Source organism: Amycolatopsis sp. FU40 (genome assembly GCF_021903635.1).
GTDB lineage: Bacteria > Actinomycetota > Actinomycetes > Mycobacteriales > Pseudonocardiaceae > Amycolatopsis > Amycolatopsis dendrobii.
The window spans coordinates 2,208,481-2,223,045 of the sequence record NZ_CP091381.1 but is presented as its reverse complement, the minus strand read 5'-3'; the positions used below and the strand labels follow the sequence as shown (position 1 = coordinate 2,223,045).

11 protein-coding genes are annotated in these 14,565 nt (G+C 70.2%); 1 reads left to right on the top strand and 10 read right to left on the bottom strand.

From position 1 onward, the window contains the following. Window positions 1-71: 71 nt before the first annotated feature. Window positions 72-2,879 (top strand): aconitate hydratase AcnA, encoded by a 2,808-nt coding sequence (gene acnA, locus L3Q65_RS11105; RefSeq protein WP_182894743.1) that lies wholly within the window; start codon window positions 72-74, stop codon window positions 2,877-2,879. 507 nt (window positions 2,880-3,386) lie between these two features. Here acnA and L3Q65_RS11100 read toward each other — a convergent pair. The 10 genes from L3Q65_RS11100 to L3Q65_RS11055 form a co-directional block, all read right to left on the bottom strand. Continuing rightward, window positions 3,387-4,991, bottom strand: a complete 1,605-nt coding sequence (locus tag L3Q65_RS11100) for a phospholipase C (RefSeq protein ID WP_182894744.1) — start codon at window positions 4,989-4,991, stop codon at window positions 3,387-3,389. A 28-nt stretch (window positions 4,992-5,019) separates the two neighbouring features. After that, window positions 5,020-6,180, bottom strand: coding sequence for a Dyp-type peroxidase (locus L3Q65_RS11095; RefSeq protein ID WP_182894745.1), 1,161 nt, complete (start codon window positions 6,178-6,180; stop codon window positions 5,020-5,022). After that, window positions 6,177-7,316 carry an EfeM/EfeO family lipoprotein gene (locus tag L3Q65_RS11090; protein WP_182894746.1) on the bottom strand — a complete coding sequence of 380 codons (1,140 nt, stop codon included), beginning with the start codon at window positions 7,314-7,316 and terminating at the stop codon, window positions 6,177-6,179. Before L3Q65_RS11090 ends, L3Q65_RS11095 begins: the two co-directional genes overlap by 4 nt. Window positions 7,317-7,422: 106 nt before the next feature. After that, on the bottom strand, window positions 7,423-9,048 hold the full coding sequence (locus L3Q65_RS11085) for an alpha/beta hydrolase (protein WP_237599577.1): 1,626 nt from the start codon (window positions 9,046-9,048) through the stop codon (window positions 7,423-7,425). A 121-nt stretch (window positions 9,049-9,169) separates the two neighbouring features. Beyond that, a complete protein-coding gene (locus L3Q65_RS11080; RefSeq protein ID WP_182894748.1) occupies window positions 9,170-9,577 on the bottom strand; it encodes an Imm7 family immunity protein in 408 nt (135 codons plus the stop codon). 12 nt (window positions 9,578-9,589) lie between these two features. Further along, on the bottom strand, window positions 9,590-10,060 hold the full coding sequence (locus L3Q65_RS11075) for a nitroreductase family deazaflavin-dependent oxidoreductase (RefSeq protein WP_182894749.1): 471 nt from the start codon (window positions 10,058-10,060) through the stop codon (window positions 9,590-9,592). After that, window positions 10,053-11,024, bottom strand: coding sequence for an L-histidine N(alpha)-methyltransferase (egtD, locus tag L3Q65_RS11070; RefSeq protein ID WP_237599576.1), 972 nt, complete (start codon window positions 11,022-11,024; stop codon window positions 10,053-10,055). The genes L3Q65_RS11075 and egtD overlap by 8 nt, the downstream gene beginning before the upstream one ends. Continuing rightward, window positions 11,021-11,785 (bottom strand): ergothioneine biosynthesis protein EgtC, encoded by a 765-nt coding sequence (egtC, locus tag L3Q65_RS11065; protein ID WP_182894751.1) that lies wholly within the window; start codon window positions 11,783-11,785, stop codon window positions 11,021-11,023. Before egtC ends, egtD begins: the two co-directional genes overlap by 4 nt. A 4-nt stretch (window positions 11,786-11,789) precedes the next feature. Next, window positions 11,790-13,139 (bottom strand): ergothioneine biosynthesis protein EgtB, encoded by a 1,350-nt coding sequence (gene egtB, locus L3Q65_RS11060; RefSeq protein WP_182894752.1) that lies wholly within the window; start codon window positions 13,137-13,139, stop codon window positions 11,790-11,792. 62 nt (window positions 13,140-13,201) lie between these two features. Next, the gene (locus tag L3Q65_RS11055; protein ID WP_182894753.1) at window positions 13,202-14,464 is read right to left on the bottom strand and encodes a glutamate-cysteine ligase family protein; all 1,263 of its coding nucleotides are present in this window, start codon (window positions 14,462-14,464) and stop codon (window positions 13,202-13,204) included. Window positions 14,465-14,565: the final 101 nt, after the last annotated feature.

Sequence of the window (14,565 nt, the reverse complement as noted above, 5' to 3'; positions counted from 1 at the left end):
GAGAACGACACCGAACTGACCCGGGAGGACACGCCGGCCGCGGCGTGGAATCCATGCCACTGGAGTTAGACGTGACTGCACCTAGCAAGGACAGCTTCGGCGCCAAGGACACCTTGCAGGTGGAAGAGAACTCGTACGAGATCTTCCGCCTGGACAAGGTCGAAGGCGCCGCGCGGCTGCCCTACAGCCTGAAGATCCTCCTCGAGAACCTGCTGCGCACCGAGGACGGCGCGAACATCACCGCCGACCACATCCGCGCGCTCGGCGGCTGGGATCCGAACGCGGACCCGTCGATCGAGATCCAGTTCACGCCCGCCCGGGTGATCATGCAGGACTTCACCGGCGTGCCCTGCGTGGTCGACCTGGCCACCATGCGCGAGGCCGTGACCGCTCTCGGCGGCGACCCGGACAAGGTCAACCCGCTCGCCCCGGCCGAGATGGTCATCGACCACTCGGTGATCATCGACGTGTTCGGCCGCGCGGACGCCTTCGAGCGCAACGTGGAGATCGAGTACGAGCGCAACCGCGAGCGCTACCAGTTCCTGCGCTGGGGCCAGGGCGCCTTCGACGAGTTCAAGGTCGTCCCGCCGGGCACCGGCATCGTGCACCAGGTCAACATCGAGCACCTGGCCCGCACCGTCATGGCCCGCAACGGCCAGGCCTACCCCGACTCCTGCGTCGGCACCGACTCGCACACCACCATGGTCAACGGCCTCGGCGTGCTGGGCTGGGGCGTCGGCGGCATCGAGGCCGAGGCGGCCATGCTGGGCCAGCCGGTGTCGATGCTGATCCCGCGCGTCGTCGGCTTCAAGCTGACCGGCGAGATCCCGGCGGGCGTCACCGCGACCGACGTCGTGCTCACGATCACCGAGATGCTGCGCCGCCACGGCGTGGTCGGCAAGTTCGTCGAGTTCTACGGCGAGAGCGTCGCCCAGGTCCCGCTGGCCAACCGCGCCACCATCGGCAACATGAGCCCGGAATTCGGCTCCACCGCGGCGATCTTCCCGATCGACGACGAGACCGTCCGCTACCTCAAGCTCACCGGCCGTTCGGCCGAGCAGGTCGCGCTGGTCGAGGCGTACGCCAAGGAGCAGGGCCTCTGGCACGACCCGTCGCACGAGGCGCAGTACTCCGAGTACCTCGAGCTGGACCTGTCGACGGTCGTCCCGTCGATCGCCGGCCCGAAGCGCCCGCAGGACCGCATCGAGCTGACCGACGCGAAGTCCTCGTTCCGCAAGTCGGTGCACGACTACGCCGAGGACGAGCAGCCCACCCCGCACACCAACGTGGACGAGACCGTCGAGGAGACCTTCCCGGCGTCCGACCCGGCCGCGCTGTCGTTCGCGGACGAGACCTCGGTGCCGGTGCAGTCCGCGGCGAACGGGGCCACCGGGCGGCCGACCAAGCCGGTCAAGGTGTCCACCGCCGACCGCGGCGAGTTCATCCTCGACCACGGCGCCGTGGTGATCGCCTCGATCACCTCGTGCACCAACACCTCCAACCCGTCGGTCATGCTGGGCGCGGCGCTGCTCGCGCGCAACGCGGTCGACAAGGGCCTGTCGGTCAAGCCGTGGGTCAAGACGTCGATGGCCCCGGGTTCGCAGGTCGTCACCGACTATTACAACAAGGCCGGTCTCTGGCCGTACCTGGAGAAGCTGGGCTACCACCTGGTCGGCTACGGCTGCACCACCTGCATCGGCAACTCGGGCCCGCTGTCGGACGAGATCTCCGCCGCGATCCAGGAGAACGACCTCACCGCGGTCTCGGTGCTCTCGGGCAACCGGAACTTCGAAGGCCGGATCAACCCGGACGTCAAGATGAACTACCTGGCGTCCCCGCCGCTGGTCATCGCCTACGCGCTGGCCGGCACGATGGACTTCGACTTCGCGACGCAGCCGCTCGGACAGGACACCGACGGCAACGACGTGTTCCTGAAGGACATCTGGCCGTCGCCGCAGGAGATCCAGGAGACCATCGACTCCGCGATCACCCAGGAGATGTTCACCAAGGACTACGCCGACGTGTTCGACGGCGGCGAGCGCTGGAAGTCGCTGCCGACGCCGACCGGCAAGACCTTCGAGTGGGACGCCGAGTCCACCTACGTCCGGAAGCCCCCGTACTTCGACGGCATGGCCGCCGAACCGGCTCCGGTGCAGGACATCTCCGGCGCGCGGGTGCTGGCGAAGCTGGGCGACTCGGTCACCACCGACCACATCTCCCCCGCCGGCGCGATCAAGCCGGGCACGCCGGCCGCGCAGTACCTGGTCGAGCACGGCATCGAGCGCAAGGACTTCAACTCCTACGGCTCGCGCCGCGGCAACCACGAGGTCATGATCCGCGGCACCTTCGCGAACATCCGGCTGCGCAACCAGCTGCTGGACGACGTGCAGGGCGGCTACACCCGCGACTTCACCCAGGAGGGCGCGCCGCAGGCGTTCATCTACGACGCGGCGCAGAACTACGCGGCCGCGGGCACCCCGCTGGTCGTGCTGGGCGGCAAGGAGTACGGCTCCGGTTCGTCCCGCGACTGGGCGGCCAAGGGCACCAGCCTGCTGGGCGTGCGCGCGGTGATCACCGAGTCGTTCGAGCGCATCCACCGCTCGAACCTGATCGGCATGGGCGTCATCCCGCTGCAGTTCCCGGAGGGCGAGTCGGCGTCGTCGCTGAAGCTCGACGGCACCGAGACGTTCGACATCGCGGGCATCACGAAGCTGAACGACGGCGAGACGCCGCGGACGGTCCACGTGACGGCCACGAAGGAAGACGGCTCGAAGGTGGAGTTCGACGCGGTCGTCCGCATCGACACCCCCGGCGAAGCGGACTACTACCGCAACGGCGGCATCCTGCAGTACGTGCTGCGGAAGATGACCCAGTCCTGACGGTCTGACCCGCAAGTCGTGGCCCGCTCCGGTTCTTCCGGGCGGGCCACGCTTGTTTCTGCCCCTCCCGCCCCTCCGGCGGTTCCGTGAAGGGCCCCTTCCCGGACTTGGATTCCCTCAAGGGGCCCTTCACAGCCCCTCGCACGCCGCGATGCGCCCCAATGCGGCATTGGGTGCATCGCATGCACCCAATGTGGCGTTCGGTGCGTCTAGCGCACCCAATGCCACATTGGGGCGCTAACCGAACGCCCCGAACCCCACCGAACCCACGCACCCACGCACCCAAACCGTGCGCACGAACACCAACCCGCCGCCGATGCACCCACCCATCGAGGCACCCAGCCCTCCCCCAACCCCGATACAAAGCCGCCCTGCGGTTCGGGGGTGCTTGTCAAGGCATCTTTCCCGCCTTGACAAGCACCCCCGAACCGTCAGCACAATCACCCTTCGGGGTGCCCCACGCAACCCAAGACCGGGCGCAATGTCGCCGCCAGGCGACGAGCCGCCCTACCCAACCACCGCCCCGCTCCTAGGATCCAGCTTCACCGGTTTCGCCTTCGGGTGCGAGAAATCGAACATCCCCGTCAACGGCGCCGCCAGCACGTCGAACGACCCGCCGCCGATCCGCCCCAGATGCCAGTTGTCCTCGATGAACCGCAGCACCGACGTCTGGTCCGTCATCGTGTGATCGACGTGATTCACCTTGCTGTACGGCGAAATCACCAGCAACGGCAGCCGCGGACCGTACCCGCACCGGTCCGCGAAGCCGCCCAGCTTCACCGGCTTCGACGTGCACACCGAAGCATCCTGAGCCGAATCATGCGAACCATTCAGCACCTTCGGCGCGACATGGTCGTACCAGCCGTCCGAATCGTCATACGCCAGCACGATCGCCGTGTTCTTCCACTGTGGCGAAGCCTGGATCCGGTTGATCTCCTCGGCCACAAAGGCCTGCTCGTCCAGCGGATCCGAGTAACCAGCGTGCCCGTCCTGGTACTCCGGCGCCTTCAGGAAACTCACCGCGGGCATCGTCCCCGCAGCAAGAGCATCGTTGAAATCCCGAACGTCGTACTGATGGTTCGCCTGATCCTGCTGCCCCACCGCGTGCAGCGACGACGGCGGGAGGTGCTTCCGGTTCGAGGTCGACTGGTAATACTGGAACGGTTCGTGGTGCGGGCTGTAGTCGACGGACGCCTGGCCGCCCACGTTCGGGTGTTTCGTCCCGCAGACGGCGTACCCGTTCGCCTCGCCGGTGGGCCGGAAACCGCCCTCGAACCAGCCCCACGTGACGCCGCGGGCGTTCAGCAGATCGCCGACGTTGCGGCCCTGGAACGCGCCGAGGTTGTCCTTCGCGGTGTGGTTCTTGTCCGAGCAGTCGTCGAACGCCGGGTCCGGGTCGGTGATCATGGTGCCGACCCCGTGCGCGTCCGGCGAAGCCGCGGTGTGCGGGTCGACCTTCGGCTCGCCGGTGACCGAATCGACCGGTTGCAGGCCGTGCGTCTGGCCGGAGACGAGGTTGATCGCGCCGGGGCTGGACGGGCCGAAAACAGTGTTGAAGGAGTTGTCGTTCAGCGCGTAGTGCTGGGCGTAGTTCCACATCGCGGTGACGGTGTTGCCGTCGAAGTAGTTCATCACCAGGCCGGGCTCGCCGAACAGCACGGGCTGCCCGGTGCACTTGTCCTTCTCGGTGTACTCGACGAACTTGTCCATCTTGCCGCCGTTGAACGCGGCCTGTTCCTTTTTGTAGTCGTGCGCCTGGTCGCAGGTGAGCGCCTGGTCCGGGCTGAGGCGCTTCGGGTTGTAGGCGTTCGGGTTGTGCTGCAGCAGCTCCGGGGTGAGGCCGTTGACCGCCGGGGTGCCGGGCGCGGCGTGGAACGGGGTGCCGTTCTCGTTGGTGGCGTTCGGATAAGTGCCGAAGTAGTGGTCGAAGGAGATGTTCTCGCCGAAGATCACCACGACGTGCTTGATCGGCGTCGACGTCGTGAACGTCTCGGCGGCGATCGCGTGCGCCGGGGCCGAGGTCGACGCCGAACTGCTCGCGCACGCCGCAGCCAGCGCCGCGGTCGCCGCCAGCGCGGCCGCCGCGGTGGCCCGCTTCCTGGTCCGCTTCACTGCAGAACTCCTTCCGCTCAGCCCAGCATCAACCCAGCAGTGCCCGGCCGTAGTGGTCGGCCGGATCCGTCACGCCCGGGAACAGGTGGAAATACCCGCCCCCGAACGGCGAGACGTAGTCGGTGAGCGGCTCGCCGGCGAGCCGCTTCTGCACGGCCTCGAACTGCTGCTCGAGATCGCGCTGGTAACAGGTGAAGACGAGGCCCATGTCGAGGTTGCCGTTGGAATCCACGCCGCGGTCGTAGTTGACCGCGCGGCGCAGGATCCGCTGTCCGTCCGTTTGCGGCGTGCGCGGGTTCGCGAGCCGGATGTGGCTGGTCAGCGGGATGACCGTGCCGATCGGGTCCTCGGCGTAGCGCGGCACGTCCTGTTCGGCCGCGCCGTCGAGCGGCGCACCGGTGTCGCGGCGGCGGCCGATCATGTTCTCCTGCTCCGACAGCGAGACGCGGTCCCAGAACTCGACCAGCATCCGGATCAGCCGGATCACCTGATAGCTTCCGCCGTCGTCCGTCCACACGAGACTGTCCGCTTCGGCCGGTCCGGGATTCGCGGTGCCGTCCTTGAATCCGAGCAGGTTGCGCGGCGTCCCCGCCGGACGCGGCGGCGAGCTGAATCCGTCGATCTTCCACCGCAGCTGCATCCCGCCGCGGGTCGCGCGGGCGATGTCGCGCAACGCGTGCAGCACGGTGTCCGGTTCGGCGGCGTTGAGCACGAGGCTCAGATCGCCGTGACACCACTGTGGATCGAGCGCGTCGTCCGGGAACATCGGCATCTGCTTGAGCTTCGGCGGTTTGCGCGCGGCGAGCCCGTACCGGTCGCCGAACAGCGACGCACCCGCACCGACCAGCACGGACAGCTGTCCTTTCGGGACTTCCGGACCGAGCACGCCGGAGTCCGCGGGCGGCCCGGTGATCCCGACCGACGCGGGCGCGCCGCCGCCGGTGAGGAACCGCGCGCGATCGGTGAGTTCCTTGAGCAGTCCGATGAGTTCGGTTCGGTTCTCGGCGACGACATCGAACGCAGCGACGACCGAATGCCTCGCGGGTTCGGCCAGCACCGCTGTCTGGCGGGAACCGTGGAACGGCGCCGCTCCCCCGGCGGCCGTCGCGCTTCCGGACAGGCCGACCAGACCCGCGCCCGCTCCGGCGGCTGCCGCTCCGCGCAGGAACGCGCGCCGTCCCAGGGTCACGAGACCCTCCTCGGTTCCGCGATCGCCGCGACCGGGGCCAGGCGTTCGGTCAGCTCCGAAACGTCGGCGTTGATCCGCTGCCGCTGCTGGCGGTCGAGAGCGGAGAGCGGTTTCCCGGCTACCGCTTGGAGATCGTGGTCGGTGCGGGCGATCCAGGCGTCGAGGTCTTTCAAGCCGGGGAACCTCGTGGTCAGCAGCGGGCGCAACACGTCGAGCACCGCACGGGTCCCGGCGAGGTTCGCGCGGGCGGTCGCGAGGTTCGAGCCGCTGCCGTAGTCGGTGCGGCCGGTCAGTTCGAATTGGAGGGTGTTCTCCATGATCTCGTGCGCGCGCAGGCCGAGATCGTTCTGGTCGATCTGGGCCGCGGCGAACGACGTGCGCAGCTTCTGCACCGCTTGGTCGAGCTGATCGGCGACCGGGCCCAGCGCGGGCATCGCTTCGTTGTGCCACAGGCCGTTCTCGAGGCGATGGAATCCGGTGAAACCCGGATCGGCCGCGCCGGAGGGCAGCCCGGCGGTGGTTCCGTTGATCGCTCCGTCCGAGTCGCCGAAGGCGTCGTAGGCGGCGCCGAGCCGTTCGTACGTGAGGTGCGCGGTGAGCCAAGCCTGTTGCGCCGCATCGCGATTGCCCGAGCGGACCGCTTGCGCCAGCGCCGTGGCCTGGCCGGTGAGCGTGCCGAGGCCGTCTGCGACATAGGCGTGGTACTGCTTGAGCGGTCCGAGCAGGTCCGCATTGGTCACCGGAACGACTGCCGGGCCCGGGCGGTCCGCGCCGCCGGTGACCTGCACCGTCGGTCCGACGAACGGCGTACCGTCCTCCGGAGCGCAGCGCAAGGCGTACGCGCCGTTGCCGAAGTTCACCGGCAACGCGCGCGTCGTGCCGGGGCCGACGCCTTCCAGTTCCCCGAAAACCGTGCCGGTGGCCGGGTCGACGAGTTCGATCTCCATCGTGACGGCGGCGTCGTTGCGGACCTGGAGGGTCTGCGGCCCGGCCTGCGGCGCGGTCCAGCCGTCGCCGCAGGCCGAGCGCGAGACCTCGACCGGACCGGGCTGGGCGGGCGAGCCGGAACACCCGGCGAGCGCCGCGATCCCGGCAAGGACCGCGGCCGCGCCGAACCCGCCCGCCCAGCGCCGCACGTCAACTCCCCTCAGGTGAACTTCTGGCGGACACTTTCACCGATCCGCCGGGCGCTGACAAGAGGGTTGTGCCGTTATGCCCGGTTCCGGGCCGAAGATCAACCGATCAGCCCTTCGCGGGCGGCGTGAACGGCTGCTGGTCCGGCTGGAACACCTGGCCGTCGGCGGGCACCTTCAGGTCGATCAGGTACGCGGCGGTCGCGTCGTCCACGCCCCGTGCCTTGCCGAGGATGCAGTGGCCGAACGCGTCGACCGACAGCAGCCGCGAGTTGCCCAGCTCCTCGGCCATCCGCTGGCCGAACCGGTACCGGGTGGCCGGGTCGTAGAAGTTGCTCACCACGAGCACCGGCGTCGCGGTGTTCGCGCGCCACGGCCCGCGGTACGGGTCGGACGTCTTCGCGGCGGGCCACACCGGGCACGCGGCGATGTCGGAGAACACCTGGTAGCGGCCGAACGTCGGCGATTCCCGGTCCGCCTTGGCCGCGATGCCCGGCACCTGCTCCTGCCGGATCCGCATCGGCTTGTCCGCGCAGTTCACCGCGAAGTACGAGTCGTCGCCGGTGTACGGGCTGTCCGGGGCGAGGTCGAGCAGACCGCCGCGGCCCGCGGAGAGGGCGCCCTTCCGCGCCGACTGCGCCTGCAGCGACGGGTGCAGCACCGAGTACGCCTCCTGCAAACCCTCCGCCAGCTCGCCGAACGAAGCAGGCGAATACAGCGAGCTCGACACTGCGCCGGTCAGCGCGCCGATGTCCACTTTCTGGCCGCCGGGCAACGTGATCGGCTCGGTGCGCACGTGCTCGCGCAACTCGTCGAACTTCGCCCGCGGGTCGCCCGCGCTGAACGCGCATTTGTCGCCGGCCTGGGCGCAGCGCTTTAGGAAGCCGTCGAGCGCGATCTCGAAGCCCTGCGCCCGCGCGAGGTCGTAGGTGACGCCGTCGTTGGTGCGCAGCTGCGGGTCGACGTTCCCGTCGATCACGATCGCCCGCGTCTGCTTCGGGAACATCGCCGCGTAGGTGGAGCCGACGAGGGTGCCGTAGGAGAACCCGGTGTAGGTCAGCTGCTTGTCGCCGACGGCGGCGCGCAACTGGTCGAGGTCGCGCACGACGTCCCGGGTGGACATGTGGTCGAGCAGCGCGCCCGCGTTGCGGCGGCAGAACTGGCCGTAGTCGCGGTACGCGGCCAGCGTGCCGGAGATTTCCTTGCGCGACAACGGAACCGCGACCATCTGGCTCTGCACGTCCGCGGCGTCCTCGGCCGTGGTGAAGCAGCGCAGCGGATTGCTGGCCCCGACGCCGCGCGGGTCGAACCCGACGAGGTCGAAGCGGTCCATCACCTGCGGTCGGAAGTAACGGTCGCCCGCGATCGGCATCCGCAGCCCGGACCCGCCCGGACCGCCCGGGTTGAGGAACAGCGACCCGATCCGCTGCCCGGGGACCTTGGCGGCGCGCTTCATGAGCGCGATGTCGATGCTGCCGAGCGACGCGTCGTCGTGGTCGATCGGCACGCGGTAGAGCGCGCAGCTGTACAGCTTCACCTGGTCTTCCGGGACCCCGCGCAGCTGTTCTTTGGTGCAGTCCTCCCACTTGACCGGCGCGGTGCGCCCGATCTCCGCGGGTCTGGCCGGCGCCGCCGGATTGGCGGGCGCCGCTACGGCAGTGCCAGCCAGCCCGGTCAGCGCGGTCGCGATCGCCGCGACCAACGCTCCGGTTCGTGCTCTTTTCGCTCCGCGCACGTGGAATCTCCCCTGGTTGCGCACCCGTCTGATTACGGGGCGTCACCGAGACTGGCATAATCCGGCCAAGCCGGGCACCGGCCAAAAGGAGGATCTCCCGGGCGCGGAGGAGCGGTCCGGTTCAGGGACGGTCCTCGATGACGGGCTGGATCGGCGAGAGGAAGGGGTCCAACCGGAGACTCAGCTCCCCGCGCGCCATGACTCGGACCCGGAACCCGTTCTGCCCGGGCGCGTCCTCCGCCTCCGCGTCGCGTTCGTACAAGAGCCCGTACGATCCGGGAAGCAGCCGGGCGACGTACTCGAGGAATGCGATCACCTCGGGGATTTCGGTCCCGCGGTGGTTCGGCGCCCCGTCCACCCGCAAGACGTAGATGCCGTTGAAGACCTTCAGCATCACTTCGCTGGTTCCGAAGTCGGTCCCGGCGATCCGCGCCCGAACGTCCTCGACCAGCTCGTCGAGCTTCTCCTCGCCCCACGCGGGTTCGGCCGGGGATTCCTCCAGCTCGAACCAGCCGTGCACCACATACATTCAGATCTCCGCTCAGCAGCGGGTCAGCACGAAGACCGGCAGCTCCCGCCCGGCCGCGTCGCGTTCCATTTCGTAGCCCGGCCAGAATTCGAGCAGTTCCGCCCACATCCGGTCGTATTCCGCGCCTTCCAGCTCCCGCGCCTTGACCTCGATCTCGCGGCCGCGCAGCGCGACCGTCGCCTTCGGGTTGTCGCGCAGGTTGTGCGTCCACGCCGGGTTCTTCGGGCGGCCCCAGTTGGAGCCGGTGAGCACGAACTCGCTGCCGTGGGGGTAGTACAGCAAGTTCGTGCTCCGCGGCAGGCCGCTGCGCCGTCCGGTGGTGGTGAGGCGCAGCGACGGCAGCCCGGCCAGGCCGACCAGGCTGATCCGGCCGCCGAACCACCGGTGCAGCTGCCGGTCGGTCGCGATGATGGCGCGCGAGGCGCCCATCAGCCGGGGCTGGGCGCCGAGCTTGCGGGCAAGCGCCGCGAGAGGGTTACGCACGCACTGATCTTGCCAAACTCACCCCGAACCGCTGCTGTGAGTCTGTCCACCATCGCTCCAGCGCGAACCCGGCGGCGTTCAGTTCCGCCTCGACGCCGTCCGGCCGGAACTTCGCGGACACCTCGGTGCGGATGTGCTCGCCCTCGGCGAACGGCACGATCAGGTCCGCGCCGGGGATGCGCACCTCCGTCCGGCGCCGGGCGCGCAGCCGCATTTCGATCCACCGGTGGTCGGCGTCCCAGTGCGCGACGTGGTCGAACTCGCCCGGATCGAAATCCGCGCCCAGTTCGGCGTTGATCACGCGCAGCACGTTGCGGTTGAACGCCGCGGTGACGCCCGCCGCGTCGTCGTAGGCCCGTTCCAGCGTTTCCCGGTCTTTCACCAGGTCGGTGCCGAGCAGCAGCCACTCCCCTTCGCCGAGCACGTCCCGCACCGAGCCCAGGAACTCGGCACGCTCGTCGGGCAGGAAGTTGCCGATCGTGCCGCCGAGGAAGGCGACGACCCGCGGCGCGGCGCCGGGCAGCAGCTGCAGGTGCTGGGTGAAGTCGCCGACCACCCCGCGCACCTCGAGCTTCGGGTAGTCCGCCGTGATCGCCGCAGCGGCCTCCGCCAACGCGGTTTCCGACACGTCCATCGGCACGAACGCCTCCAGCGTGCCGTGCGCGGTCAGCGCGTCCAGCAGCAACCGGGTCTTCTCGCTCGACCCCGACCCCAGCTCGACGAGCGTGTGCGCGCCGCTGCGTTCGGCGATCTCGGCCGCCCGCTGCGCGAGCACCTCGCGCTCGCTGCGCGTCGGGTAGTACTCCGGCAGCGCGGTGATCTTTTCGAACAGCTTGCTGCCTTCGGCGTCGTAGAACCATTTGGGCGGCAACCACTTCTGGTCGGCCGTGAGCCCCTCGCGCACGTCCGCGCGCAGTTCGGCGGTCACGTCGCGGCGATGGCTCTCCAGGTCCGCTTCGGTCATCGGGCGGTGCTCCGTTCCAAGGTCAGGGGAAGGACGTCGACGCCGGCCGCGGTCGCGCGCACGGCGTGGTGGTCGGGCACGGGGGTCCAGGCCGGGTCCGGATCGCACGGCTCCGACGCCAGCACCACGCCGGTTTCGGTGCGACGCACGGACAACGCGTGCGTCCAGGCGGTGCCGACGAGCAGTTCGCCGTCGGTGAGCAGCAGGTTCAGCCGGGAGCCCGGGGCGACCGACTCGACCTCCCGCACGAGGCCGGTCACCGCTTCGAGCGGCTCCTCCCCCGCGCGCAGCCGGGCGCGCAGCAAGGCCCACAGCAGTGCGGAATCCGTCGGCGCTTCGAGCGTGAACAGCTCGGTGACGTCCAGCCGCCCGGCCAGCCCGCGCATCGAACCGGGCCAGCCGCGCACCACGCCGTTGTGGCTGAACAGCCAGCGGTCCTCGGTGAACGGCGCGGCGGCCGCCTCGGTGACCGGCATTCCGGTGGTGCCGTTGCGCACCGCCGCGACGAACGCCGTGGTGCGCACCGACGCGGCCAGCGCGGGCAGCGTCTGATCGGTCCACAGCGGTTCGCGACGGCGGTAGCGCTGCGGCGGCGCACCCGGTTCCGGGTACCAGCCGAGTCCGAAGCCGTCGGCGTTCACCGAACCGCCGCCGCGCATGTCGAGCGGCGCGTACGACTGCACGAGCAGCGCGTGCGGCGCGGCGAACATCAGCTCCGCCGGGGACGCCGGCGCGCCGAGATAGGCGAGATGACGGCACATCCGGCTACCCTGCCTCGCCCGGGCGCGGATCGCGCGCGCACCGGAAGCCGGAGAAGATCTGCCGCCGGATCGGGTAGTCCCAGTTGCGGAACGTGCCGCGGATCGCCGCCGCGTCGGTGCCGAACGACCCGCCGCGCAGGATCTTGTACTCCGGCCCGAAGAACACCTCCGAGTACTCCCGGTACGGGAACGCGGAGAATCCCGGGTAGCCGTGGAAATCGGTGCTCGTCCACTCCCAGACGTCGCCGATCAGCTGGTGCACGCCCAGCGGCGACGCACCGGCCGGGTACGCGCCCGCCTCGGCCGCGCGCAGGTGGCGCTGCCCGAGGTTGGCGTGCTCGGCGGTCGGCTCCTCGTCGCCCCACGGGAATCGGCGCGACCGGCCGCTCTCCGGGTCGTACCGGGCGGCCTTCTCCCATTCCGCCTCGGTGGGCAGCCGCTTGCCCGCCCAGCGCGTGTACGCCTCCGCCTCGTAATAAGAAACGTGCACGACCGGCTCGTTCTCCGGAACCCGCTCGCGGACGCCGAAACGGGTGCGCCACCAGCCGTCCGGTTCGCGATGCCAGAACCGGGGCGCGACGATGTCGTGCTCCTGGCGGTACGCCCAGCCGGGCTCGCTCCAGAACCGCTGCTCGTGGTAGCCGCCGGATTCCAGGAACTCGACGTACGCCCCGCAAGTGACCGGCGTGGTGTCGAGGACGAAGGCGGGCACGTCGACCTCGTGCGCCGGGCGTTCGTTGTCCAGCGCCCACGGTTCGGCGGTGGTGCCCATGGTGAACCGGCCGCCGGGCACGAGCACCTCGGCGGGCAGCTTCCGGGCGGGCGCGCGCGGCGGCTCCGGGGCGTGCAGCACCGGTTCGCCCTTGCGCAGCTGGTGGGTGGCCAGCATGGTCTCGTCGTGCTGCTGTTCGTGCTGGGTGATCATGCCGAACGCGAACGCGCTCTCGGTGAGCCGCCGTCCCTCCATCGGAGCGGTTTCCAAGACGTCGAACGCCTTTTCGCGAACTTCCTTCACGTAAGCCCGGGCCTCGGCGGGGCCGAGCAGCGGCAGCGCCGGACGGTCCGCGCGGGCGTGCTGGAAGGCGTCGTAGAGATCGTCGATGTCCGGCCGCAGCGGCTCCCGGCCGCCGACGTCGCGGACCAGCCACAGTTCTTCCTGGCTGCCGATGTGCGCGAGGTCCCACACGAGCGGCGACATCAGTTTCGAATGCTGCCGCACGAGGTCCTCGTCGTCGACCGCGTCGGTGAGGGCCACGCTGCGCTCGCGCGCCCGGGTGAGGGCCGCGGCCGCGTGCGCCCGCAGGTCTTGCGGGCTCAGCTCCAGCAACGGGTTCTGTTCGGGGATGGTGCTCATGGCTCCTGACTCCTCGAGTCCGGTTCGCCGGGCTCCCGGCCCGGCGGTGTTCTCGGTCCTGCTCATCGGTCCTGGCGCGGCACTCCGGCGGCCCGCGCCCGCAGCCCGGCGGCCAGCCCGGCGACAGTGTCCTCGGGCAGCCCGGTGGCGGGCAGTTCGGCGACGCCCAGTTCCACCAGCTCCCTGGCGACCGCCGCCAGCTGCGCGTCGGCCGTCCCGCACCGGGCGGCGTCGTCCCAGCGGCCCGCCGCGGGCGCGCACACCTCGCGCACCTTGTCCACAGTGGACTGATTCGCCAGCAGCGCGGTGACCAGCGCTACCGGCGGCAGCCATTCCCTCGGCGGCTGCCCGTCCAGGTACCTCAGCTCGAGGTAGCCCTGCGGCCGCACCGGGGTGAACATCGTGGTGAGGTGGTAGTCGAGGTCCGCGGCCGTCGGGCGGCGCAGCACGGTGGCCGCGCCCCGGCCGCCGATCCATTCGGCGAAGGTCAGCCCTTCCGGCGCGTCCCACGGCCGTTCGCCGCGCGGGAACACCATCAGCGGCGTGTCCATCATCCGCCGGGCCCATTCGCGCGCCGGGTCTTCCCCGGGCTCGGGCGACTGGGTGCGGATCGGCTCGGTTTCCATCACCGCGAGCCAGCGCGCCGACGCGAATCCGGTGTCGGATCCGGCGTGCACGCGGGAATTCGCGAACAGCGCCAGCAGCGGCGGACCCATCGCGTGCGCGGCCGCCCAGCGCGCGGCGACCTCGTGCGCTTCGCCCGCGTCGACGCAGATCTGCAGGCCCGCGGTACTGCACATCATGGTGATGCCGCCCGCCCCGATCGGGGCGAACCGGCGTTCCATGGCGGCGTAGCGGGGCGTGCGCAGAATGCGCCGCGGCGGACGGTGTTCGTCGATGCCCGCGGCCCCGAGTTCGAGGCCGTGGCGGGCGAGAAGACCGGTGAGATGAGCGAGATCGGCCTCCACAGCCGCGTGCAGGGCACGCAGCGAGGCCTGCGGCGGAGCGGAGATCTCCACCTGGCACCCGGGTTCCAGGCTCACCGGCGCGCCGGCCGGGAGCGGGACCGCGGGACTGTCGGGGCGCAGCGTCCGCGGGGTGTGCGGGCCGAGCGCCGTGGCGAGGACATCGGGGTCGAGCGGGCGGACCGGGTCGCCGGCGTGGTGCACGGTGAACTCCAGTTCCACCCCGAGCAGTCTCGGCGGGCCGTGCTTGAAACACACTGACGCGACGTACCGCTCCCCTTCCGCGCGGTCGGCAAGCACCCGCGCGGTCAGGTTCGCCGCACTCCCGGATCTGTCCGGAAAATCGTGCACTGCTGTCATCTGTCGCCGTCCACATCGGGAGGTCCGCGGGGCCGGACCTCGTCGCTTCGCGACGCTACACGCGGGGTCTGACAAAAACAGGGCCGCGCGGCGCCGGATGC